Consider the following 17,889-nt stretch of genomic DNA (forward strand, 5'->3'; position numbering starts at 1 on the left):
GATTCATATAATTTCGTTATCACGGAAATTGATAACAGGCGGCAATCCTGACTTCGGATCGCCGCCTGTTCGTTGTTGTTTCGTACTTTTCTGCCTACATCCTAGTGGATGTCGAACTGCTCGGGATGCAGCGCCGGATCGCTCTTCACGAGGATCGTCTTGCCGCTCATCTCTTCCATCTCCTGCAGCCACTTGCCGCTTCCGGCCTTCAACTGCTTCACTACTTCAGGGTTCACGCGCAGCATCACATCGCCCTTGTCCAGATGCTTGTGCATCTTGCGCAGCTCGATGTAAATCTCGTTGCAGACCGTGATCGGCGACTTCACCATGCCCGTACCGGCGCAGATGTTGCAGGTCGTCGACAACGTGCGCTCCAGCGACTGCTTCACACGCTTACGCGTGATCGCAACCAGCCCAAAGTCGTTGAACTGCAGAACCTTCGACGGTGCGCGGTCCTTCTTCAACTCCTCTTCAAGGGCAGCCAGAACCTTGTGACGGTTCTTGCGCTCGTCCATGTCGATAAAGTCGATCACAATGATGCCGCCTAGATCGCGCAGGCGAATCTGGCGTACGATCTCGGGGATCGCATCGAGGTTCGTCTTCACAATCGTGTCTTCCAGGCGGGCCGTCTTGCCGACATACTTGCCGGTGTTGATGTCGATCGCCACCAGCGCTTCCGTCTGGTTGATCACGATCGATCCACCCGACTTCAGCCACACCTTCGAACGCAGTGCCTTGTTGATCTCTTCGGTGATGCCGAACTGTTCAAACAGCGGCGTCTCCTTCGAGTACAGCTTCACGCGGCGGATCAGGCTCGGCTGGAAGCGCTGCAGGAAGCGCAGAACGCGCTCATACGCATCTTCCGTATCCACCCAGATCGCCGAGAAGTTGTCCGTTACCTGGTCGCGCAGGATACGCTCGACAAGGTTGAGATCGTGATAGATCAGCGCCGGTGACTTCGACGACTCCGAGCGGGACTTGATGTCCGCCCACAGGTTCAGCAGGAAGCGAAGATCGCTACGCAGCTCCTCTTCGCTCGCGCCCGACGCCGCCGTGCGAACGATGAAGCCGCCTGAAGCGTCACCACGCTCGCTCAGCAGGATTTCCTTCAAGCGACGACGCTCGCCATCGCTTTCAATCTTGCGCGAAACACCCACATGCGAAACAGTCGGCATGAACACCAGGAAGCGGCCCGGCAAAGCAATGTGCGACGTGATGCGCGCACCCTTCTTCGCAATCGGCTCCTTGGCGATCTGTACCAGAACTTCCTGTCCCGGCTTCAGCAGATCGCTGATCGCGGGCAGATCCGTCAGCTGTGCAGAAGCACGCGACATCCGGCCACCCGAACGCGAGCCAGCCATGCCACGACGGTCACGACGACCACCACCGCTGCTGCGCTCTTCGCCACCCTCGCGACGCTCGCTCTCCTCTGCAGGAGCAGCTTCGGTCGCCTCCGCTGCGGCCGGACGCTCGCGGCGTTCCCCACGCTCACGCTCGCGTCCACCACGACGACCACGGCCACCGCGACGTCCGCGCTCGCGGCGTTCGCCGCCCTCAGCGCGAGCCACCGGCTCACCATTCTCGTCCAGCTCCGTGCTCTCGGCAAACGGCTCTTCTTCGCCTTCGCTTACCTCTGCACCAGCAATCTCCGAACCCGCATCGAGTTCATCTTCCTCAAGGTCATCGTCCTCGAAGTCAATGCCCTCGTCCTCGTCTTCGTCCTCATGCACCAGCGCGTCGAGCGACATCTCGTCGAGCAGCCCGCCAAGCTCCGGAGCAGCCTCCAGCGTCTCTTCTTCCGTGTCATCGTCAAAGGCGCTCGCCGACAGCATCAGCGTGCCATCCTCTTCGTCATCGAGCAGCTCTTCTTCCAACTCACCTTCGCCAGGTGCGAACATCGGCGCAGCCATCGGCGTGCCTTCGCTCTCGCCCAGATGCGTTCCCTGCACAGCACGTTCGTGGTCGAGCGGATCAGCCTCATCCAGCATCTCTTCCTCGATCATCGGCTCAGAGATCATCTCGCCCGTCGCCTGCACGCTCGTGAAGGAGTGCTCTTCAGCAGCCGCTTCGCTCTCCTCCGCCAACGGCTCCGCATCGGGAGCACTCTGACGGAACTCGCGCTGATCGCCATTGTCCACGCGGAACGACGCCGACGCATTCTCTTCCGGCTCGTACTCCTCCACCGTCTCGTGGAACTCTTCGACCGCCTCGATCACCGCTGCCGGGATCTCTGCCTCAGGTGCCATTTCGGTGCTGACTTCATAGCTCGGCTCAACTTCTTCAAGCTGCTCCTGCGCTTCCAGTCGCTGCGCGATGAACTCCGCGTGTGCGTCGTCCTGGTCATGCTGCGCAAAGCGCTCTTCCGTCTCAGCCACTTCGTACGACGGCGCATCATCGGAGAACGGCAGTACCGTTGCTTCCGGCTCATGCTGGCTCGTCACCGCGGGCAACACGGCCTCAGCAGGATCAATGTTGCGGTCACGACGACCACGGCGCGCATCGCGATCGCGACGGCGGTCATCGCCCGTGTTCTCGCCACGTCCCTTCCTCTCACCGCGATCATCCCGCGCATAGCGGCGAATGTCCTCGGCAGAAACCTCTTCCGAACGCGAAGAGGAAGAAGAAGCTGCAGGCGCTGCGCCACGCGAACGAAGCGTCTCACCCGGCAGAACCGTTCCGCCATCCCATCCGCTGATCACAAACTCGGTGCTGGCCGCAGCCACATGGGCCTTCGGCAGCTTCGCTGCAGCCTCTGCCTCAGCGCGATCGATAGCCTCACGCTCTTCCTTCGGCAGGTACTTCGACAGCGTCTCGCCCGGCAGGATGAACGGCTCTGCACCCGGAACAGCCTGAACGTTATCGTCCGCGCCATACTCCTGGCTCGGGGCCGACGAACGCTCGCGGCGCTCTCCGCGGCCACCACGTCCACCTCGGTCATTGCGATCACGACGGCCACGACGACGGCTACCTTCGCCCTGCTCGCTGCCCGCCTCGGTCTCTTCCACGACAGCTTCCGCTTCAGGAGCCGCGCTGGCCGAAACATCAAAGCCCTCGTCGTCCCATCCGCCTTCCACCACAACCTGCTGCTCGCCACCGGTCGACGGCTGCGACTCCTGGCGCTCTTCGCCCGGACGTCCACCACGGCGACGGCCGCGGCGTCCACGCCAGCGACGGCTGCCATCGGCACCCGGTGCTCCCTCGCCCAACTCTTCGCCATCGCGGCCCGCATCAACAACCATCGGCTCGTCCACAGCGCTGCGGAACTCCGCCTCATCGCTGCTTTCGACGCTGGCCTTCGGCTGGCGCTCACGATCGCCGCCGCGCTCCTTGCGTCCACGTCCGCCGCGGCCACCCTCTCCACGGCCACCCTCGCGACGCGCACCGCCACCACCCGCGTTTCCGCCCGAGCGATCGCCTTCGAAGTCCGCGGAGTCGCCCGCTTCTTCCATGAAGTCTGTGATGTAGAGGAAGGCATCGCGCTCAAGGCCGATGTCCACAAAGCTCGACTGCATGCCCGGAAGCACGCGCGTCACCTTGCCGTTGTAAATAGAGCCTGCGAGCGTGTACTCGTTCTCGCGCTCGTAATAAATCTCGTTAAGTTCGTTGTTTTCAACGATCGCCAGCCGCGTTTCCTGCGGTGTGCTGGAGATGTAAATTTCCTTCGACATGCTTGCTGTCCCGCTTTCTGCTCGTGCATTTCACGAGCAAGCCGGAACAGGCAATCCGAAATATCTACGCTGCCTAAGCCGCGCAGACCACCTCGGCGGATGCGGACAGGATTTGATAAGCGGGATGAACAGGGGGTGCGCTCGACAGCAGAAGCCAGCCCGCTCCCGGTACAGAACCGGGTAGCAGACCTTCGAGTTGTGCCTTGATGTTCGTAAAGATACCGCGTGCGCTGTTGCGCGAAATGCAAAAAACGGAGTTTGTGACCAACACTGCCTCATCAAGAGGCGGGGCCGTTAGCTGTCCGTTTCCTTGCATTCTCAAAACCTTGTCCGGCCCGCAAAAATGAGATCGGTGCCTGGCCGGCTTTCTATCCAAACTTGTGTGTCTCGGTCTCGGCGGGAATATAGACGTCCGCGCAATACCGGCTTCTTGCGTTCACCACCGCGACCCTGGCCGGGGTGGTTTCAGTCATTAGTATGCAACAAAAAACGAGCATCCGGTACGGCTCATTACAAACTGGAACCACACCGACCGAAGCAGTCTAGTTCACAAACCGCTTCATACGCACATTCATCACGATTCCCAGCGACAGAAACGTGAAAAGGATCGACGATCCGCCGTAGCTCATCAGCGGCAGCGGAATACCCGTCACCGGCATCAGCCCGATGCACATCCCGATATTGATCGCGATCTGGAAGATCATGATCCCCACTGCGCCCATCACCAGCAGCGTCCCCGGCGGGTCGCTCGCCATCTGCGCGTTCTGGATCAGCCGCACCAGGATCAGGAAGTACAGCACCAGCACAAACGTCGCGCCCACAAACCCATGCTCCTCGCAGAACGCCGCGAAGATAAAGTCCGTGTACGGAATCGGCAGAAAATCTCCCTGCGTCTGCGAGCCCTTGTTCGCGCCCTGCCCCCACACACCGCCCGAGCCCACCGCGATCAGCGACTGCTTAATCTGATACCCCGAGCCCTTCGGGTCCGAGTCCGGGTTCAAAAACGCGTCAATACGCTTCTGCTGATACGGCTTCAGCCGTTTGCCCGCCGCAAAGCCAATTCCCAGCACCACCAGCAGTCCCAGCAGAATGATGCCAGCCTGCTTCCACCGCATCCCACCCAGGAACATCCCCACAGCCAGCACCGGGAAGTACGTCAACCCAGTCCCCAGATCGGGCTGCTTCAGCACCAGCGCCATCGGGATCAGAATCAGCGCACAAGCCTTGCCGATGTCCTTCCAGCTCAGCTCCTTGCCCTCGCCCGCCCGCCCCCACAAAAAGCGGGCCATGGCCACAATCAGCACCAGCTTCACCCACTCCGACGGCTGAAAATGAAAACCTCCGCCGAAGTTGATCCACCGCCGCGCACCCAGCACCTTTTGCCCGATATGCGGAATCAGCACCGCCACCAACAGCCCAACGCTGATGCCATAGGCAACGTACGCAATATCCAGCAGCCGGTGATAGTCGATCAACGACATCCCAAACATCAGCACCGTCCCAATGCAGAGAAAGATAATCTGCTTGGTCTGGAAGCCATGAAACTTGGTCATCGCGGTCGCTGACCGGATCTCCAGCACGCTGATCACGCTCAAAACCAGGACAAACCCCAGCAACGTCCAATCGAAGTCCCGAAATTTTGAGCGAACCATGCGTCTAGTTTATTTGCTCCGAAGCAGGAAACCTGGGATCGCTGGCGGCAAAACACACTTGTGCCGACGCGCCCCCTCCAGAAAGCTTGAAACCGCAGTCACGATCTCTCCGTTGATGCGATCCGTATCCGGTCCACGCCCCGCAAAGCTCATGTGCGTCGCCCCATCGATCACCCCAAGCCAGTCGCAGCTACCCGCTCCCGGCAACCCGGCATAAGGCTCCTGCCGCCACGTTGGCCCGCCCTGTGGTGCCTCGTCCTTCGTTCCCGTCAGATCAAACACAGGTTTATGCAGCCCATTCCACGCACCTTTCGGGAAAACATTTCCCGCCCCCTGCGGACTCATCGCCACATAGGCGTCAAAGCGGTCCATGCCAGCCCCTCGCAAACCCAGGGAGTTCTTTGCTCCAGCTTCGAGCAGCACCGTCTCCGCTCCCATCGAATGCCCCACCAGGGCCCGAAACGGCGCCTGCTTCGCCTTGCACTGCGCTCCGGCCCACTCCAGCGCCGCCCCCGTATCGCCAATCCGGGCCTCATACGCAGAGGGCGTCGAGACCAGCTCCTGCACCCCATCCCGAAGGCTCCTTGCCTGGCGAATGTCCTTGACCATCGCCTCCCGCCCACTTTCGCGATGCCCCATCACGATCACAAACCAGCCCTTCCCTGCCAACCCCGCAGCCAGATACTCATACCCGCGCTCACTTCCCCCTGCACCATGCGAAAGAACGACGAGCGGCGAACAACTCGCACCCTGCATCGCCTGCCCATAGACCATCAAAGGAACCTGCGCTCCATCCGCTCTGTGCCCAAAAGCCTGCTGCTGCGCCACACCAGAAACCGCTACCGCCAATCCCGCAAGAAGAACCCCAAACAACTTCATCGCTTACCTCGCTCAAACGCATCAACCCGAGTCACCACAAAAACATGCGCTCTACGCAGCGTTCGATGCAGGCTTTTAACAGGAAGTGGATCTGCGACCAGACGACAAACGGTAGGTCGGGGCTTCAGCCCCGACACATACGACCTTCAAAAAACCCGTGGCTTCAGCCGCTGAAGTAGGAGGATCCATCGCCACCGACAAAAGACGGCTCCGTCTTCAACCAAAATAGAATTTTCCTCGCGACCCACTCCTCCCGCATACAATTGCGTGGAGAGATGACATGGACGATCTGAGCCGCATCACCCACAATCCGGAAGTCATGCAGGGCAAGGCCTGTATCCGCGGAATGCGCGTCACGGTCGGCATGGTCATTGGTCTTATGGGCAGCGGTGTTTCGATCGAGGAAGTGCTTGCAGCCTACCCCTATCTCGAGAGGGAAGACATACTCCAGGCCTTGCGTTACGCAGCGTTGAGCACACAATCCAGTGAGCTCATCCCTACCGTCGCATGAAGCTTCTGATTGATATGAACCTGAGCCGCTTGTGGTGCGAAACACTGCAAAAGGCAGGCTATGAAGCCCTACACTGGTCAGAAATCGGCCGAGCCGACGATCCCGATGAAAACATCATGCTTTACGCCAGTGAAAACGGCTTCGTTGTACTCACTGAGGACCTTGACTTCGGCATCTTGCTCGCCCGTAATCGCAGATCTGGCCCAAGCGTAGTTCAACTGCGCACGGGGATGAATCTGCCTCGGCAGATCGCGTATCGAGTGATTGAGGCTCTCGATCAAACCAGGAAAATGCTGGCCAGCGGCGCGCTTGTAAGTATCGATTCCCACTCGAAATCGCGTGACGCCGTTACCTATGCGCTAACCCTGAGCCGTTCCTACTCGTCATCTTTCTTCGCCGCCGCATGCTCCACATCCGGCTCGGCAGGCGTAGCTTCGGCCGTTCCACCGATACCCACCTCCGGCTTCACCGTTGCCACCTTCACCAGGTTCCCCGCCCGCGCGCGCTGCTTATTCACAAACGCCGTAATCACCTGCGCCGCCAGCTTCGCCGAGTTATTGCCCCAGTAGCCGTGCTCCCACAACACCGCCACGACAATATCCGGGTTACGGCGAGGCGTCATACCAACAAACCACGCGTTGGGAATCGTATTGCGGTTGTGATCGCCCTTCTTGCGGCCGCTCACGACGTCAGCCGTGCCCGTCTTGCCGACGAAATCCACGCCGTCCAGATGCGCTTCCGCCGCCGTTCCAATCGGCCCCGTCACCCCGGCCATATCGTCCGTGATGATCTGCCAGTTGGCCGCCGTCAAAGGAATCGTCTTATCGCCCGAGCCCGGGAAGCTCTGCTTCACCGCAGCCAGCTCCTGCGGCGAAAGCTCGCTATCCATCACCAGATGCGGCCTGCGCAGAACGCCGCCCGAGGCAATTCCCGACAACGCGCGCGCCATCTGCAGCGGCGTCGCCTGAATCGCTCCCTGCCCGATGCCCACCGAGATCGTCTCGCCCGCGTACCACTTGTCGTGCATCACCCGCATCTTCCACTGCTGGCTCGGCATCGTGCCTGCCGCTTCTTCAGGAAGGTCCACACCCGTTTTCACACCCACACCCACCGAGTTCGCATAGCGCGCCATCGTGTCGATGCCCAGCTTGTTCGCCAGCGTGTAGTAATACGTGTCGCACGAGTACGGCAGCGCGTTGTGAATATCGACGTAGCCATGGTGCCGGTCGCAGCCGAAGAAGTGGCCGTAGAACGTCGCTCCCCCGTTGCACTCCACCTTCAGGTCCTGCGCCACGTTCTCCTGCAACCCGGCCAGTGTCATGATGACCTTGAACGTTGACCCCGGAGCAAGCTGCGCCTGAATCGCCTTGTTCATCATCGGATGATCGGGATTGGTCAAAATCGACTGCCAGTAAGCCTTCGACAACCGCACCGCAAACTCGTTCGGATCGAACGTCGGCCGCGAGGCCATCGCGAGAATCTCGCCCGTATGCGGGTCCATCGCCACAATTGCACCGGACTTGCCCTCAAGCGCCCGCTCTGCGGCCTTCTGCAGATCAAGGTCAATGGTCAGGTAGATATCGCGGCCCGGCTTAGCCATCTCCTGTCCCATCAACCCGACTTCCTTGCCGTGTGAGTTCACGATCACATCGCGAGATCCATCCTGACCGCGCAGAACCTCGTCGTAACTCTCCTCAATACCGCTCTTGCCCACAACATCGCCCGGCGAATAGAACGCATAGCGCGACTGATTGAGGTCGTTCTCGCTCACCTCGCCAACGTAGCCGATGACGTGCGCCATGAAGCCGTCGCGGGGGTACAGCCGACGCTGCTCGTCGAGAGTCTGCAGTTCGGGCAGCTCGTTCCGATGGGCTTCGATGAACGCCTGCTCGTCCGGCGTGATGTCCTGCTTCAGCGGAAGAGGCTGATATTTGGGTGTGTACGAATAACGTTTCAAAATCACCTGAATCTGCTCTAAGGGCATATGAAGGCCCTCGGCAATACGAGGCAGATCGGCGTCCAGGTTCTTCACCTGCTCGCGCAACAGATAGCAGCTCACCGACGGATAGTTGTCGACGATGATGCGGCCTTCGCGGTCGAAAATCTTGCCGCGCGGAGCCAGAACCGGAACCTTGCGGATGCGATTCTGCTCGGCCAGAACACGATAATTGTCCGCTCCCATGACAGAAAGCCGCCAAAGTCCGATGCCCAGGACAAGAAGCACCAGCGCCACAATGTACGGCGTAGCAGCAAGCTTCTCGGCAGAGAGCTTATCTTCGCGGCGAAAGCTTTCGATTTCCATAGTCGGCGGGAACACGAAACCCGGGTTCTGACGGGGCCTTTTCTTATTCTATCGACGCAGGCGCAGGCAAGAGGTCAACGCCTCTACTCACGCTGCTTGAAACGATCCAACAGGAAGAACAACGGTATCGCCACAAGCGTGTTGACGACCGCACGAATCAACTCATGCAGCGGCCAGCCATGCAGCGGCAAAAAGTGCATCGTCGAGTCCCCCAGCAGGCCATGCTCGATGATGAGTTCAATCACGGACTGGAAGAGGCTGGCGACAAAGGTGAGCACGGCACGGTTGACCATGTTCTCCATGTCCACCGCAAAGCCAATGCTTGCAGCCATATAGCCGACGAAGGCTTTCGCAATTCCGTAGACGCCGAAGGGGTGGTTGGTCAGCCCGTCCTGAAAGAGCCCGACCAGCGTACCCGTCACCGCGCCCGCAATCGGCGAGCGCCGCGCGACGGCGAAGAAGATGACCGCAATCAAGGGCAGGTCAAAGATCGCGATGCGCGGAAACACTTTCGGCAGAACAGTTTGCAGCAGTACCAGAACCAGCGGGGCAACCACCGTGACGACCGGATGGAAGTAATACTGATCGAGTTCGCGCCGGGAGGTGTAACTATGTTCGGCCATTACTGGTCTCCTGGCTTCGAGTCGGAGTCGCTTTTGGGAGCAGGCGCACCGGGCTGCAACTGATCTGCAGGCGGCGAAGAGTCCGGCGAGTAGCGGTCGGGATGGACGACAGGCTGCGGCTTGGGCAGAACCGGCGTCGGCAGCGCGGTGTTCTTTGGATCAGTCCCCGCGCCTGTGGCGTTCTGCTTGTCGTCGTTGAGCCCCGGCAGGCGTTCGGCCACCATGTCGGCAGCGCGTTTGTTGGAGTCGGCGGTGGCCTCAGCGGCATCGGCATCGGCGGCAGCCTTTGCGGGCAAGCCCTGCTGGGTTCCCGTAATCACGAGGACTTCTTCCAGCCGCTGCAGGTTCGCGAAGGGCTTCACCACGATCGCCAGGTACGGCTGGTGCTGCGGGTCGGGAGCGAGCGACTCGATGACGCCGACGGGCAGGCCGCGCGGGAAGACGCCATCGCCACCAGAGGTGAGCACATGCTCGCCGGGCTTGATGCGGGAGTCTGAGGTCAGGTTGTCGATCTGCACCTGGCCGTTTGCGGCGCCGCGCAGAATGCCGCGAATGCGCGTGGAGGCGAGTAGAACGCCAGCCCCGGCGGTGGGGTCGCTGAGCAGCAAAAGCTGCGAGGTATGCGTGGAGACGTCGCGGAGTTTGCCAACAACGCCGTCGGGCGTCATCACGGCCATATCCGGCTTCAGGCCTTCGGCTGAGCCTTTGTCCAGCGTGAGCACGCGGGCGCGGTCGGAGCCGCTGGTCCCGATGACTTCAGCCACGACGGTGGAAGAGATGTAGCTTTGCTTGAACTGCAGCAACGCGGCGAGGCGGCGGCCTTCGTGCGCGTCTTCCGCGAACTCGGCTTCTTCGGTGCGCAGGCGGGCGATTTCGGTCTTCAGCCCCTGGTTCTGCTCGCGGGTGTGGCGCAGATCAATATAGTTCGACCACAGATGGCGAACCCCGGAGCTTGCGCCGTGCGTGGCCCGCTCAAACGGGCTAACGACGGCGAGAACCCAGCGCCGCATCAAGGTGACCTTATGCCCGTCTTCCAGACCGATGCCGTTGGGCGCAGGGCGCTGCACCTGCGTGGCGAGCGCGACGACCTGCACCAGGACGAGCGCCATCAACGTCAGCGGATTACGGAATCGAGTGAAAAAAGAGTCCATGCAAAGAGGTACGCGCAGGCGTACGACTCCATTATTCCATCCGGCGAAGACCTATGCCGAGACAGGAACAAAGGGAGTTGAGAGTAACAACAAGAGCGTCGTTTCATGCTGTCCGGCGCATTCGTTGCGGGCTTCCTCAACCGCTCCCACTACACTCAATCCGTGGCTCTCGAGTTCTCCACGCCGGTCAAGTTTCTGAAGCGAGTGGGCGAACGTGTGGCTACGGGTCTGGCCGAGCGCGGCGTCCACACGGTCGAAGACCTGCTGTACCACCTTCCCTTCCGCTACGAAGACCGACTGCACCCCAAACCACTCTCCAGCTACCGCGCAGGCGATATGGCGTCGCTGATTGGCGAGGTGCGGGCGACGAGCATGGTGAACACGCGTTCGGCACCGATCTTCGAGTTGACGATAGGACTTGCGCCGCCGAGGGGCGACAGCGACGCGGCGATGCATGGCCTGATGCAGGCCCCGCCCGTGGCCGTGGAGAGCGTAAAGTGCCTGTGGTTTCACGGGCAGTATCTGCGCGAGCGCTTCCACATCGGCCAGCAGGTGGCGCTCTACGGAAAGCTTGAACCGTCACGCTCAGGCAACGTACCAAACGCTCCACCGGGGGCGATCAAGTACAAGATGGTGCAGCCGACGTTCGAGATCCTGCCGGAGGCGCACGTTGCCGGGGACGATGCCGAGTTCACGATGCTGGAGATGGGCCGCATCGTGCCGGTGTATGAGTCGCTGGGCGGCAAGACGCCGTGGGGAGCGAAGCTGACGTCACGCTGGCTGCGACGAGTGGTGTGGGGAGTCTTCAAAGACCTTGCCGAGTCGAACCTGCAAGCCGAAGAGACGTTGCCTCGCGCGTTGCTTGCGCGGCTGAAGTTTCCCTCGCGCATGGAGGCATTGCGCGCGCTGCACTTCCCTCCTGCGGGGACGGACCTCGCCGAGTTGCAGGGAGCGCGAACACCTGCGCATCGCCGGTTGATCTTCGAGGAGTTCTGGTATCTGGAGCTTGGGCTGGAGTTGAAGCGGCGGCGGATGCGTTCGCGCGAAGGCACAGCGTTTGTGACCGATGAAAAAGTTCGCGAGGCGCTGAAGCAGGTGCTCCCGTTCAAGCCGACCGGAGCGCAGAAGCGCGTGCTTGGCGAGATTGCCAGCGACATGCGTTCGCCCACGCCGATGCGGCGATTGCTGCAGGGAGATGTGGGCTCGGGCAAGACGATCGTCGCGCTGGAAGCGGCGCTGGTCGCGATTGAAAACGGCTATCAGGTGGCGATGATGGCGCCGACAGAGATTCTTGCAACGCAACATTACCTTGCAGCGCGCAAGCTGCTTGCAGAGGCTCGTTCGCCGAGCACGGGCAAGCCCTACAACGTCACGCTGCTGACCGGCTCGCTTGATCTTCGGGGCAAGAAAGACGCGCGCGGCCGTATCTTTCGCGGAGAGACCGACCTCGCGATTGGCACGCACGCGCTGGTGGAAGAGAAGGTCGACTTCGCCAACCTCGGCCTCGTGATCGTGGATGAGCAGCATCGCTTCGGCGTACAGCAGCGCTTCAACCTGATGCGAAAGCCGGGAGCCGATGGCAAAGCCAGCGAGCCGGATGTGCTGGTGATGACCGCTACGCCGATTCCCCGAACGCTGGCGCTGACCATGTACGGCGATCTTGAAGTCAGCGTGCTGGATGAGCTGCCGCCCGGACGCACACCGATTACGACGCGAAGGCTAAGCGGCAAACGCGCAGGTGAAGCGTGGGAGTTTGTGCGCAAGCAGGTGGAGCAGGGACGACAGGCGTACATCGTCTATCCCGTGATCGAGGGCGAGCGCGACGATCAGGCAGAGTTGGATTTTGCAGCCGACTCGTTGGCACAGCAGGATGCGGAAGAAGCATCAAAACCCGCAAAGAAGCCACGTGCCTCCAAGAAGCAAGCGAGCCTGAAGAGTGTCCCGAGCAAGGCGGCCAAGCGTGCGCCGAACAAGACCAAGCTGCGTTCTGCGACAGAAGCCTATGACGAGCTCAGTGCAGGGCCGCTGCAGGGGATGAAGCTGGGGCTGCTGCATGGCCGCATGTCCGCCGACGACAAAGAGGTGACGATGGCGCGCTTCAAACGCGGCGAGCTGGATGTACTGGTTTCGACCACGGTGATTGAAGTGGGCGTGGATGTGCCGAACGCTACGGTGATGGTGATTGAACATGCCGAACGCTTTGGCCTGGCGCAGCTTCATCAGCTACGCGGCCGCGTTGGCCGTGGAGCGGCGAAGAGCTTCTGCGTGCTGATGACCGGAGAGAAGATTACGCCGGAAGCGGAGCAGCGGCTCGACGCGATGGTGCGTACGCAGAACGGATTTGAGCTGGCGGAGTTCGATCTTGCGCAGCGTGGTCCGGGCGAGTTCTTCGGGACTCGGCAGGCAGGGCTGCCGGAGTTTCGCGTGGGGGACCTGGTACGCGATCGCGAGTTGCTGGAGTTCGCCAAGAGCGAGGCGGCACGCTTTGTGGAGCATCCTGATGCGGCGATGAGCAAGGAAGAACGCGAGGCGGTGTGGACGCGTTTGAAGCAGCAGTGGCAAAGGCGTTATGGGCTGGTGGAGGCGTAACGCCACCACCAGCACCATGAGTCAGCCGAGCGGATAGGGCTCAGCGTAGTGCGTGGACCAGTCGACGCGCGGCTCGTCGAGCCAGCGAATGGTGCCTTCACGCGGGTCGGCCTGGAAGACCATGTACGCGCGCTCGTTGTAGCGGGTGGACGCGATGATCGTGTGCTGCGGGCCGTAGGTGTGGGCGAAGTCGATCCACTTGTGCCAGTGGCCGGCGATGACCATCTGGATGGAGTTCTGGTAGCGGCGCAGCAGTGGATGCAGGCCGAAGTCCTTGACCTCAACCGGAGCAACGGCACAAAGCGGATAGTGGATGAAGACGACCGTCGGCTTGCGTTCGGCAAGCTGCGCTTCGAGCCACTGCAACTGCTCTTCGCCAAGCGAGCCGACGTCCTTGTGGAAGTTTGGAGAGTTCTTGTCCCACGTTGCGCCGAGGAAGTTGTTGAGCATGAGAAAGCGGAAGCCGCGGTAGTCCTGCGACCAGTAGGGCGCTGTTTGAAACTTGGCTTCAAACAGCTTGTGCGACATCTCGCGCGAGACACGCGGCACGTCGTAATCGTGGTTACCCCAGCCGAGACGCACGGGAGCTTCGAAGCCGGAGAGCAGCTTCTTCGCGATGTCCAAGCGGGTTTCGTTCTGGAAGTAGAAGTCGTAGTCCGCGGAAGGATAGTTATGGAAGACGTCGCCGGGCAGGTAGTACTGCTCGATGCGGCTGCCGTCGGAGAAGCGGATCTTGTTGAGCGTATCGCGAGCGATGACGAGGCGATCGTTCGCCTTCAGAATGCTCTCGTTGTCTTCGACGCCGTTCTCTGAGCCGGGCTTGTAGAACTTGTCGATGATGTGGGTGTCTGAAAGTACAGCGAAGTGAAAGCGGCTTTCAGTGTCTGCGGATTTCCCATCTTTCATGCTGGCGTGCGTGCTCTGTTGCGCCTCGGCAGAAAAGGGAGAGAGCGCCGCTCCCAGGGAAGCGGCGCCCAGCTGTGCAAAGGTTCTGCGGGTAATCTGCACTGTTCTCTCCGTTGCTGGTTAGAAGATGATCTTCGCAGCCAGCTGGAGCTGACGTGCAGGGAATGCGCTGGTGATGGCGCCGAACGTCGAGCTTCCGAACGTCGTTGCGGGGGCAGAGTAGTTGACCTTGTTCAGCACGTTGAAGGCCTCGGCACGGAAGTCGAACTTCGAGCTTTCGTTCCAGAGCGGGAACTGCTTGTGCAGGCCGAGGTCGGCGTTGTAGTAAGCGTCCGAACGCAGAGCGTTGCGGCTCATGTTGCCCATGCCGTAGGTTGTCGGTGTGGCAAAGGCTGCGTTGTTGAAGACGCCCGTAACCTGCGTGTTGGACTTCACCCGGTTGGACTTGGAAGCGAAGAGCTGCTGCCCGGCAACACGGTTCACGCGGTAGTTGATGAAGCTGGAGGTGTAGAGACCGGAAGACGAGGAGAGCGAGTAGATGATGTTCTCGGTCTGACCGCTGGTCATGGAGTTGATGAGCGTAACCTGCCAGCCACCCAGCGCGGTCTGCATCAGACGGCCGGCGCCATCACCCCACGGGCGTCCGTGACCGAAGGGAAGGTCATAGACAACCGAGAAGGTGTCGTTTAGCGGCTGATCGTACGAAGACGGGCCATAGCTGGCGTTTGGGTTGGTGTAGTCGACACGCGAGGTGTCGCCGACGCCTGTTTCCAGGTGACCGCCCGCGATATCGAACGCGCGGCTCCAGGTGAAGGAGTTCAGGAAGTAGAGACCCTTGTTCGTGCGACGCTCCACGCGGAACTGCATGGCGTTGTAGTTCGAAACACCGATGTTGTAAGCGATTTCAATCTGACCGAAGGTCGTGATCGGGCGACGGTTTGCATACGACGCGCAGCTCGTTCCTGCCGTGCAGTTGGTTGCCTGGTTATAGTCGGCCAGGGTCTGCAGATGCGTTCCTTTGTTGCCCACATAGTTGAGGTCGAAGAGCCACTTGCCAGCCTGCTGCTGCACGCCGAAGAAGTACTCCTGCACGTAACCCTTAGGAGAGCTCTTCGGGATGTAGCGCGAGGTGGCGATGAGTGGGTTGAAGTTTGCAGCCGATGTCAGCACGTTCGAGTAACCCTGCTGCGTTTGACGGAAGCAGTTGGACTGCAACTGCGTATCGGTGGTGCAAAGCCCCTGCGTCGGTGTCTGCGTGATGCTGGCGTTGACGACGTTCGGACCGTTGTAAGTCAGGTTGTTTTCGCCACCAGCGCGGTTCCACTCCGTATAGACGATGCCGTAACCGCCGCGGACCGTGGTGTTTGGGCGCGCCTGATAACTGAAACCGAAACGTGGAGCGATGTTCAGGTAGTTAGTGTTGACCTGCGCACGGCGGGCGATGCTGCCATTCGATGCCTGCACAAGCGAGACGCTGGTGGGATCAAAGTTCGCCAGCTTGTTGTCTGCTTCCCACTGCGGGGTCACGATCTCATAACGAAGACCAGCGTTTACCGTCAGGTTGGGCAGCAGCTTCACGTCGTCCTGCAGATACATGAAGTTGTAGCGTTGGCGGAGGTTCACCACGGCGTAGTTCGTGATGGCATAGGCGCTGCGGTTGCCGAAGTAGAAGTCGGCAAGATTCTGCGCCTGCTGAAGCTGCGTGGTCAAAGAAGGGTTGCTGCCCACAGCAGTGTTCACGGGGTTGCCGTTGCTCGCAAACTGACCACCGTAGGTGTCAGAGCCATAGCTCGGGTTGAAATCGTTCAGCTGCGTGTGCACAGCCTGGAACTCAAAGCCAGCCTTCAAGGTATTGCGACCCTTGATCCAGGTGTAGTTCACCTTCGGGTTGTAGACCGTCGGGTTCTGGAACTGTGGGTTGGAGTTCTGCGCACCAAGCTGAGTAAAGCCAGTGATGGCCTGCGTGTTGAGATCGCGAGTGGCGGCTGCCGGAAGGCCATCGGTGATGCCCTGCTCCGTCAGGATCGACGTGTCACCATAACCGATGGGCGTCTTCTGACCGACGTTCGAGGACCAGCCAAAGCGGACGTCGAAGATCTGGTTGGGACGAAAGGCCCAGGTTACGCCCGCAGCCACATTCTTGTTGCGGATCACCGTGTTGCCGTTGGAGTTTCCACCAGCGCGGCCCGGGATGCCCGGAGGATCGAAGATGTAGCCAGCGTGCTGGCTGTAACGACCGAAGACCGTAAGCTTCTGGTTGAAGGTGTGGTCGATGCGTACATCGCCCTTGTCGTCATTGATGACGCCACGCGGGGTGTACGAGTAGTTGTTCGCCAGACCAGCCGAAGTGTTGGTGGGAAGTGCGCCCATGACAGCCTGGGCAAAGGACGTGATGTCCGTGAGAGGAATCTGTCCCAGATAGGTCTGGCCTGTGATCGGGTTCTTGAGCGGGATCGCGTTGTTGGGATCGGACGAGTCGTCGTTCAGATAGAACATGCCGGCGCGCTGGTTTGCGGTAGGCAGTACCGATGCCGTCTGCGTGTTGTTGAAGATCTGGCGAACACCTTCATAGTCTGCAAAGAAGAAGGTGTGGTCCTTCCAGAGGGGGCCGCCGAAGGTCGCACCAAACTGGTTGCGTATGAACTTAGGATTGCCACCAGTTGGCAGGAACGGCCCGGCTGCGTTGAAGGCAGTGTTGCGGTTGTAGTCCCAGACGCGGCCGTGGAACTTGTTGGTACCGCTGCGGAGTGACACGTTGATGACAGCACCGGGGTTGCGACCGAACTCCGCAGAGTAGTTGTCGGTCTCGACGCGGAACTCGCTGACGGCGTCCGGCGAGGGAGCGATGTTTTCGTTCGCAAAGCCCTGGTTGGACGTGCCGTAGTTATTGTTGTCCAGGCCGTCGAGTAGGAAGTTGTTGAACGCCGAACGCTGGCCGTTGATGTTGAAGCTGCCTTCGCGGCTGGAGGTCGTGCCGTTTTCCAGCGTCGACTTGCGAACGCCGGGGGCCAGCAACGCCAGATCGGCGTAGGAGCGGCCGTTGAGCGGAAGGTTCTCCACCTGCTGGGTCGCAACGACCTGGCTGCGCGAACTGCTCTCCGTCTCAAGCAGAGTGGGGGCACCCTGAACTTCGACCGTGGTATCGGCTGCGCCGACGGCCATGGAGAGGTCATACAGCTGGTGAGCGCTGACGCTCAGCGGGAATACCGGGGTTTCCGTGTGCCGGAAGCCCTTCGCATCACTTGCCAGGCGGTACTGCCCGATGGGCACGCTGACAAAGGTGAAGTGGCCAGCGCTGTCCGTGGTGACCTCGCGCGTGACGCCAGTAGTGACGTTTATGAGGACTACGCGGCTGTGCGGCACTGCAGCACCAGAAGAATCGCGCGTCGTTCCAAGTACCGAAGCGGCGTCAAATTGTGCGACAGCAGAGCCAAGACCAGCAGTAATCAGGAAAGCCAGCGTAGCGATATTGCGACGCGGGTTTCGGCAAAATTCGAGCATGACAACTCCTTTGAAGGACTGGAGATAGGGTCGCCTGGCTCGATGAATGAAACGTTTCAACTATAAGAACAGAGTGTTGAAGTAAGGTGAACAGTTCGTGAACGCGC

The 17,889-nt window shown here is 60.5% G+C and carries 10 protein-coding genes and 1 pseudogene; 3 read left to right on the forward strand and 8 right to left on the reverse strand.

Translation table 11 applies throughout. The features are described from left to right. Window positions 1-101: 101 nt before the first annotated feature. From PW792_13865 to PW792_13875, 3 genes are all read right to left on the reverse strand, one after another. Window positions 102-3,668: an Rne/Rng family ribonuclease gene (locus tag PW792_13865; GenBank protein MDE1163014.1), complete on the reverse strand. Its 3,567-nt coding sequence runs from the start codon at window positions 3,666-3,668 to the stop codon at window positions 102-104. Window positions 3,669-4,210: 542 nt separating this feature from the next. After that, on the reverse strand, window positions 4,211-5,320 hold the full coding sequence (gene rodA, locus PW792_13870; protein ID MDE1163015.1) for a rod shape-determining protein RodA: 1,110 nt from the start codon (window positions 5,318-5,320) through the stop codon (window positions 4,211-4,213). Window positions 5,321-5,329: 9 nt separating this feature from the next. After that, window positions 5,330-6,199 carry a hypothetical protein gene (locus PW792_13875; GenBank protein ID MDE1163016.1) on the reverse strand — a complete coding sequence of 290 codons (870 nt, stop codon included), beginning with the start codon at window positions 6,197-6,199 and terminating at the stop codon, window positions 5,330-5,332. Window positions 6,200-6,479: 280 nt separating this feature from the next. Between PW792_13875 and PW792_13880 the strand changes: the two genes are divergently transcribed. Together PW792_13880 and PW792_13885 are read left to right on the forward strand one after the other, a co-directional pair. Continuing rightward, complete coding sequence (locus tag PW792_13880; protein MDE1163017.1) at window positions 6,480-6,710, forward strand: DUF433 domain-containing protein; 231 nt, start codon at window positions 6,480-6,482, stop codon at window positions 6,708-6,710. Window positions 6,711-6,724: 14 nt separating this feature from the next. Continuing rightward, window positions 6,725-6,880 (forward strand): annotated as a pseudogene (locus PW792_13885) (DUF5615 family PIN-like protein). Window positions 6,881-7,086: 206 nt separating this feature from the next. Here PW792_13885 and mrdA read toward each other — a convergent pair. From mrdA to mreC, 3 genes are all read right to left on the reverse strand, one after another. Further along, window positions 7,087-9,012: a penicillin-binding protein 2 gene (mrdA, locus tag PW792_13890; protein ID MDE1163018.1), complete on the reverse strand. Its 1,926-nt coding sequence runs from the start codon at window positions 9,010-9,012 to the stop codon at window positions 7,087-7,089. 83 nt (window positions 9,013-9,095) lie between these two features. After that, window positions 9,096-9,635: a rod shape-determining protein MreD gene (gene mreD / locus PW792_13895; protein MDE1163019.1), complete on the reverse strand. Its 540-nt coding sequence runs from the start codon at window positions 9,633-9,635 to the stop codon at window positions 9,096-9,098. Continuing rightward, entirely contained in the window at window positions 9,635-10,786 is a 1,152-nt protein-coding gene (gene mreC / locus PW792_13900; GenBank protein MDE1163020.1) for a rod shape-determining protein MreC, read from the reverse strand. Before mreC ends, mreD begins: the two co-directional genes overlap by 1 nt. A gap of 105 nt (window positions 10,787-10,891) precedes the next feature. Here mreC and recG point away from each other — a divergent pair, with 105 nt between their 5' ends. Next, complete coding sequence (recG, locus tag PW792_13905; GenBank protein MDE1163021.1) at window positions 10,892-13,375, forward strand: ATP-dependent DNA helicase RecG; 2,484 nt, start codon at window positions 10,892-10,894, stop codon at window positions 13,373-13,375. A 21-nt stretch (window positions 13,376-13,396) separates the two neighbouring features. Here recG and PW792_13910 read toward each other — a convergent pair whose 3' ends face one another. Further along, window positions 13,397-14,281: a metallophosphoesterase gene (locus tag PW792_13910; protein ID MDE1163022.1), complete on the reverse strand. Its 885-nt coding sequence runs from the start codon at window positions 14,279-14,281 to the stop codon at window positions 13,397-13,399. Between the two features lie 120 nt (window positions 14,282-14,401). After that, window positions 14,402-17,782, reverse strand: coding sequence for a TonB-dependent receptor (locus tag PW792_13915; GenBank protein ID MDE1163023.1), 3,381 nt, complete (start codon window positions 17,780-17,782; stop codon window positions 14,402-14,404). Window positions 17,783-17,889 lie beyond the last annotated feature (107 nt).

The sequence above is a fragment of the Acidobacteriaceae bacterium genome (assembly GCA_028283655.1).
GTDB lineage: Bacteria > Acidobacteriota > Terriglobia > Terriglobales > Acidobacteriaceae > Granulicella.

Excerpts from the sequence above, each read along its gene's own strand:
- mreD (MDE1163019.1), bottom strand. The coding sequence starts at position 9,635 with ATGGCCGAACATAGTTACACCTCCCGGCGCGAACTCGATCAGTATTAC.
- mreC (MDE1163020.1), bottom strand. The coding sequence starts at position 10,786 with ATGGACTCTTTTTTCACTCGATTCCGTAATCCGCTGACGTTGATGGCG.
- PW792_13880 (MDE1163017.1), top strand. The coding sequence starts at position 6,480 with ATGGACGATCTGAGCCGCATCACCCACAATCCGGAAGTCATGCAGGGC.
- PW792_13910 (MDE1163022.1), bottom strand. The coding sequence starts at position 14,281 with ATGAAAGATGGGAAATCCGCAGACACTGAAAGCCGCTTTCACTTCGCT.
- recG (MDE1163021.1), top strand. The coding sequence starts at position 10,892 with ATGCTGTCCGGCGCATTCGTTGCGGGCTTCCTCAACCGCTCCCACTAC.
- mrdA (MDE1163018.1), bottom strand. The coding sequence starts at position 9,012 with ATGGAAATCGAAAGCTTTCGCCGCGAAGATAAGCTCTCTGCCGAGAAG.
- PW792_13865 (MDE1163014.1), bottom strand. The coding sequence starts at position 3,668 with ATGTCGAAGGAAATTTACATCTCCAGCACACCGCAGGAAACGCGGCTG.
- PW792_13915 (MDE1163023.1), bottom strand. The coding sequence starts at position 17,782 with ATGCTCGAATTTTGCCGAAACCCGCGTCGCAATATCGCTACGCTGGCT.
- rodA (MDE1163015.1), bottom strand. The coding sequence starts at position 5,320 with ATGGTTCGCTCAAAATTTCGGGACTTCGATTGGACGTTGCTGGGGTTT.
- PW792_13875 (MDE1163016.1), bottom strand. The coding sequence starts at position 6,199 with ATGAAGTTGTTTGGGGTTCTTCTTGCGGGATTGGCGGTAGCGGTTTCT.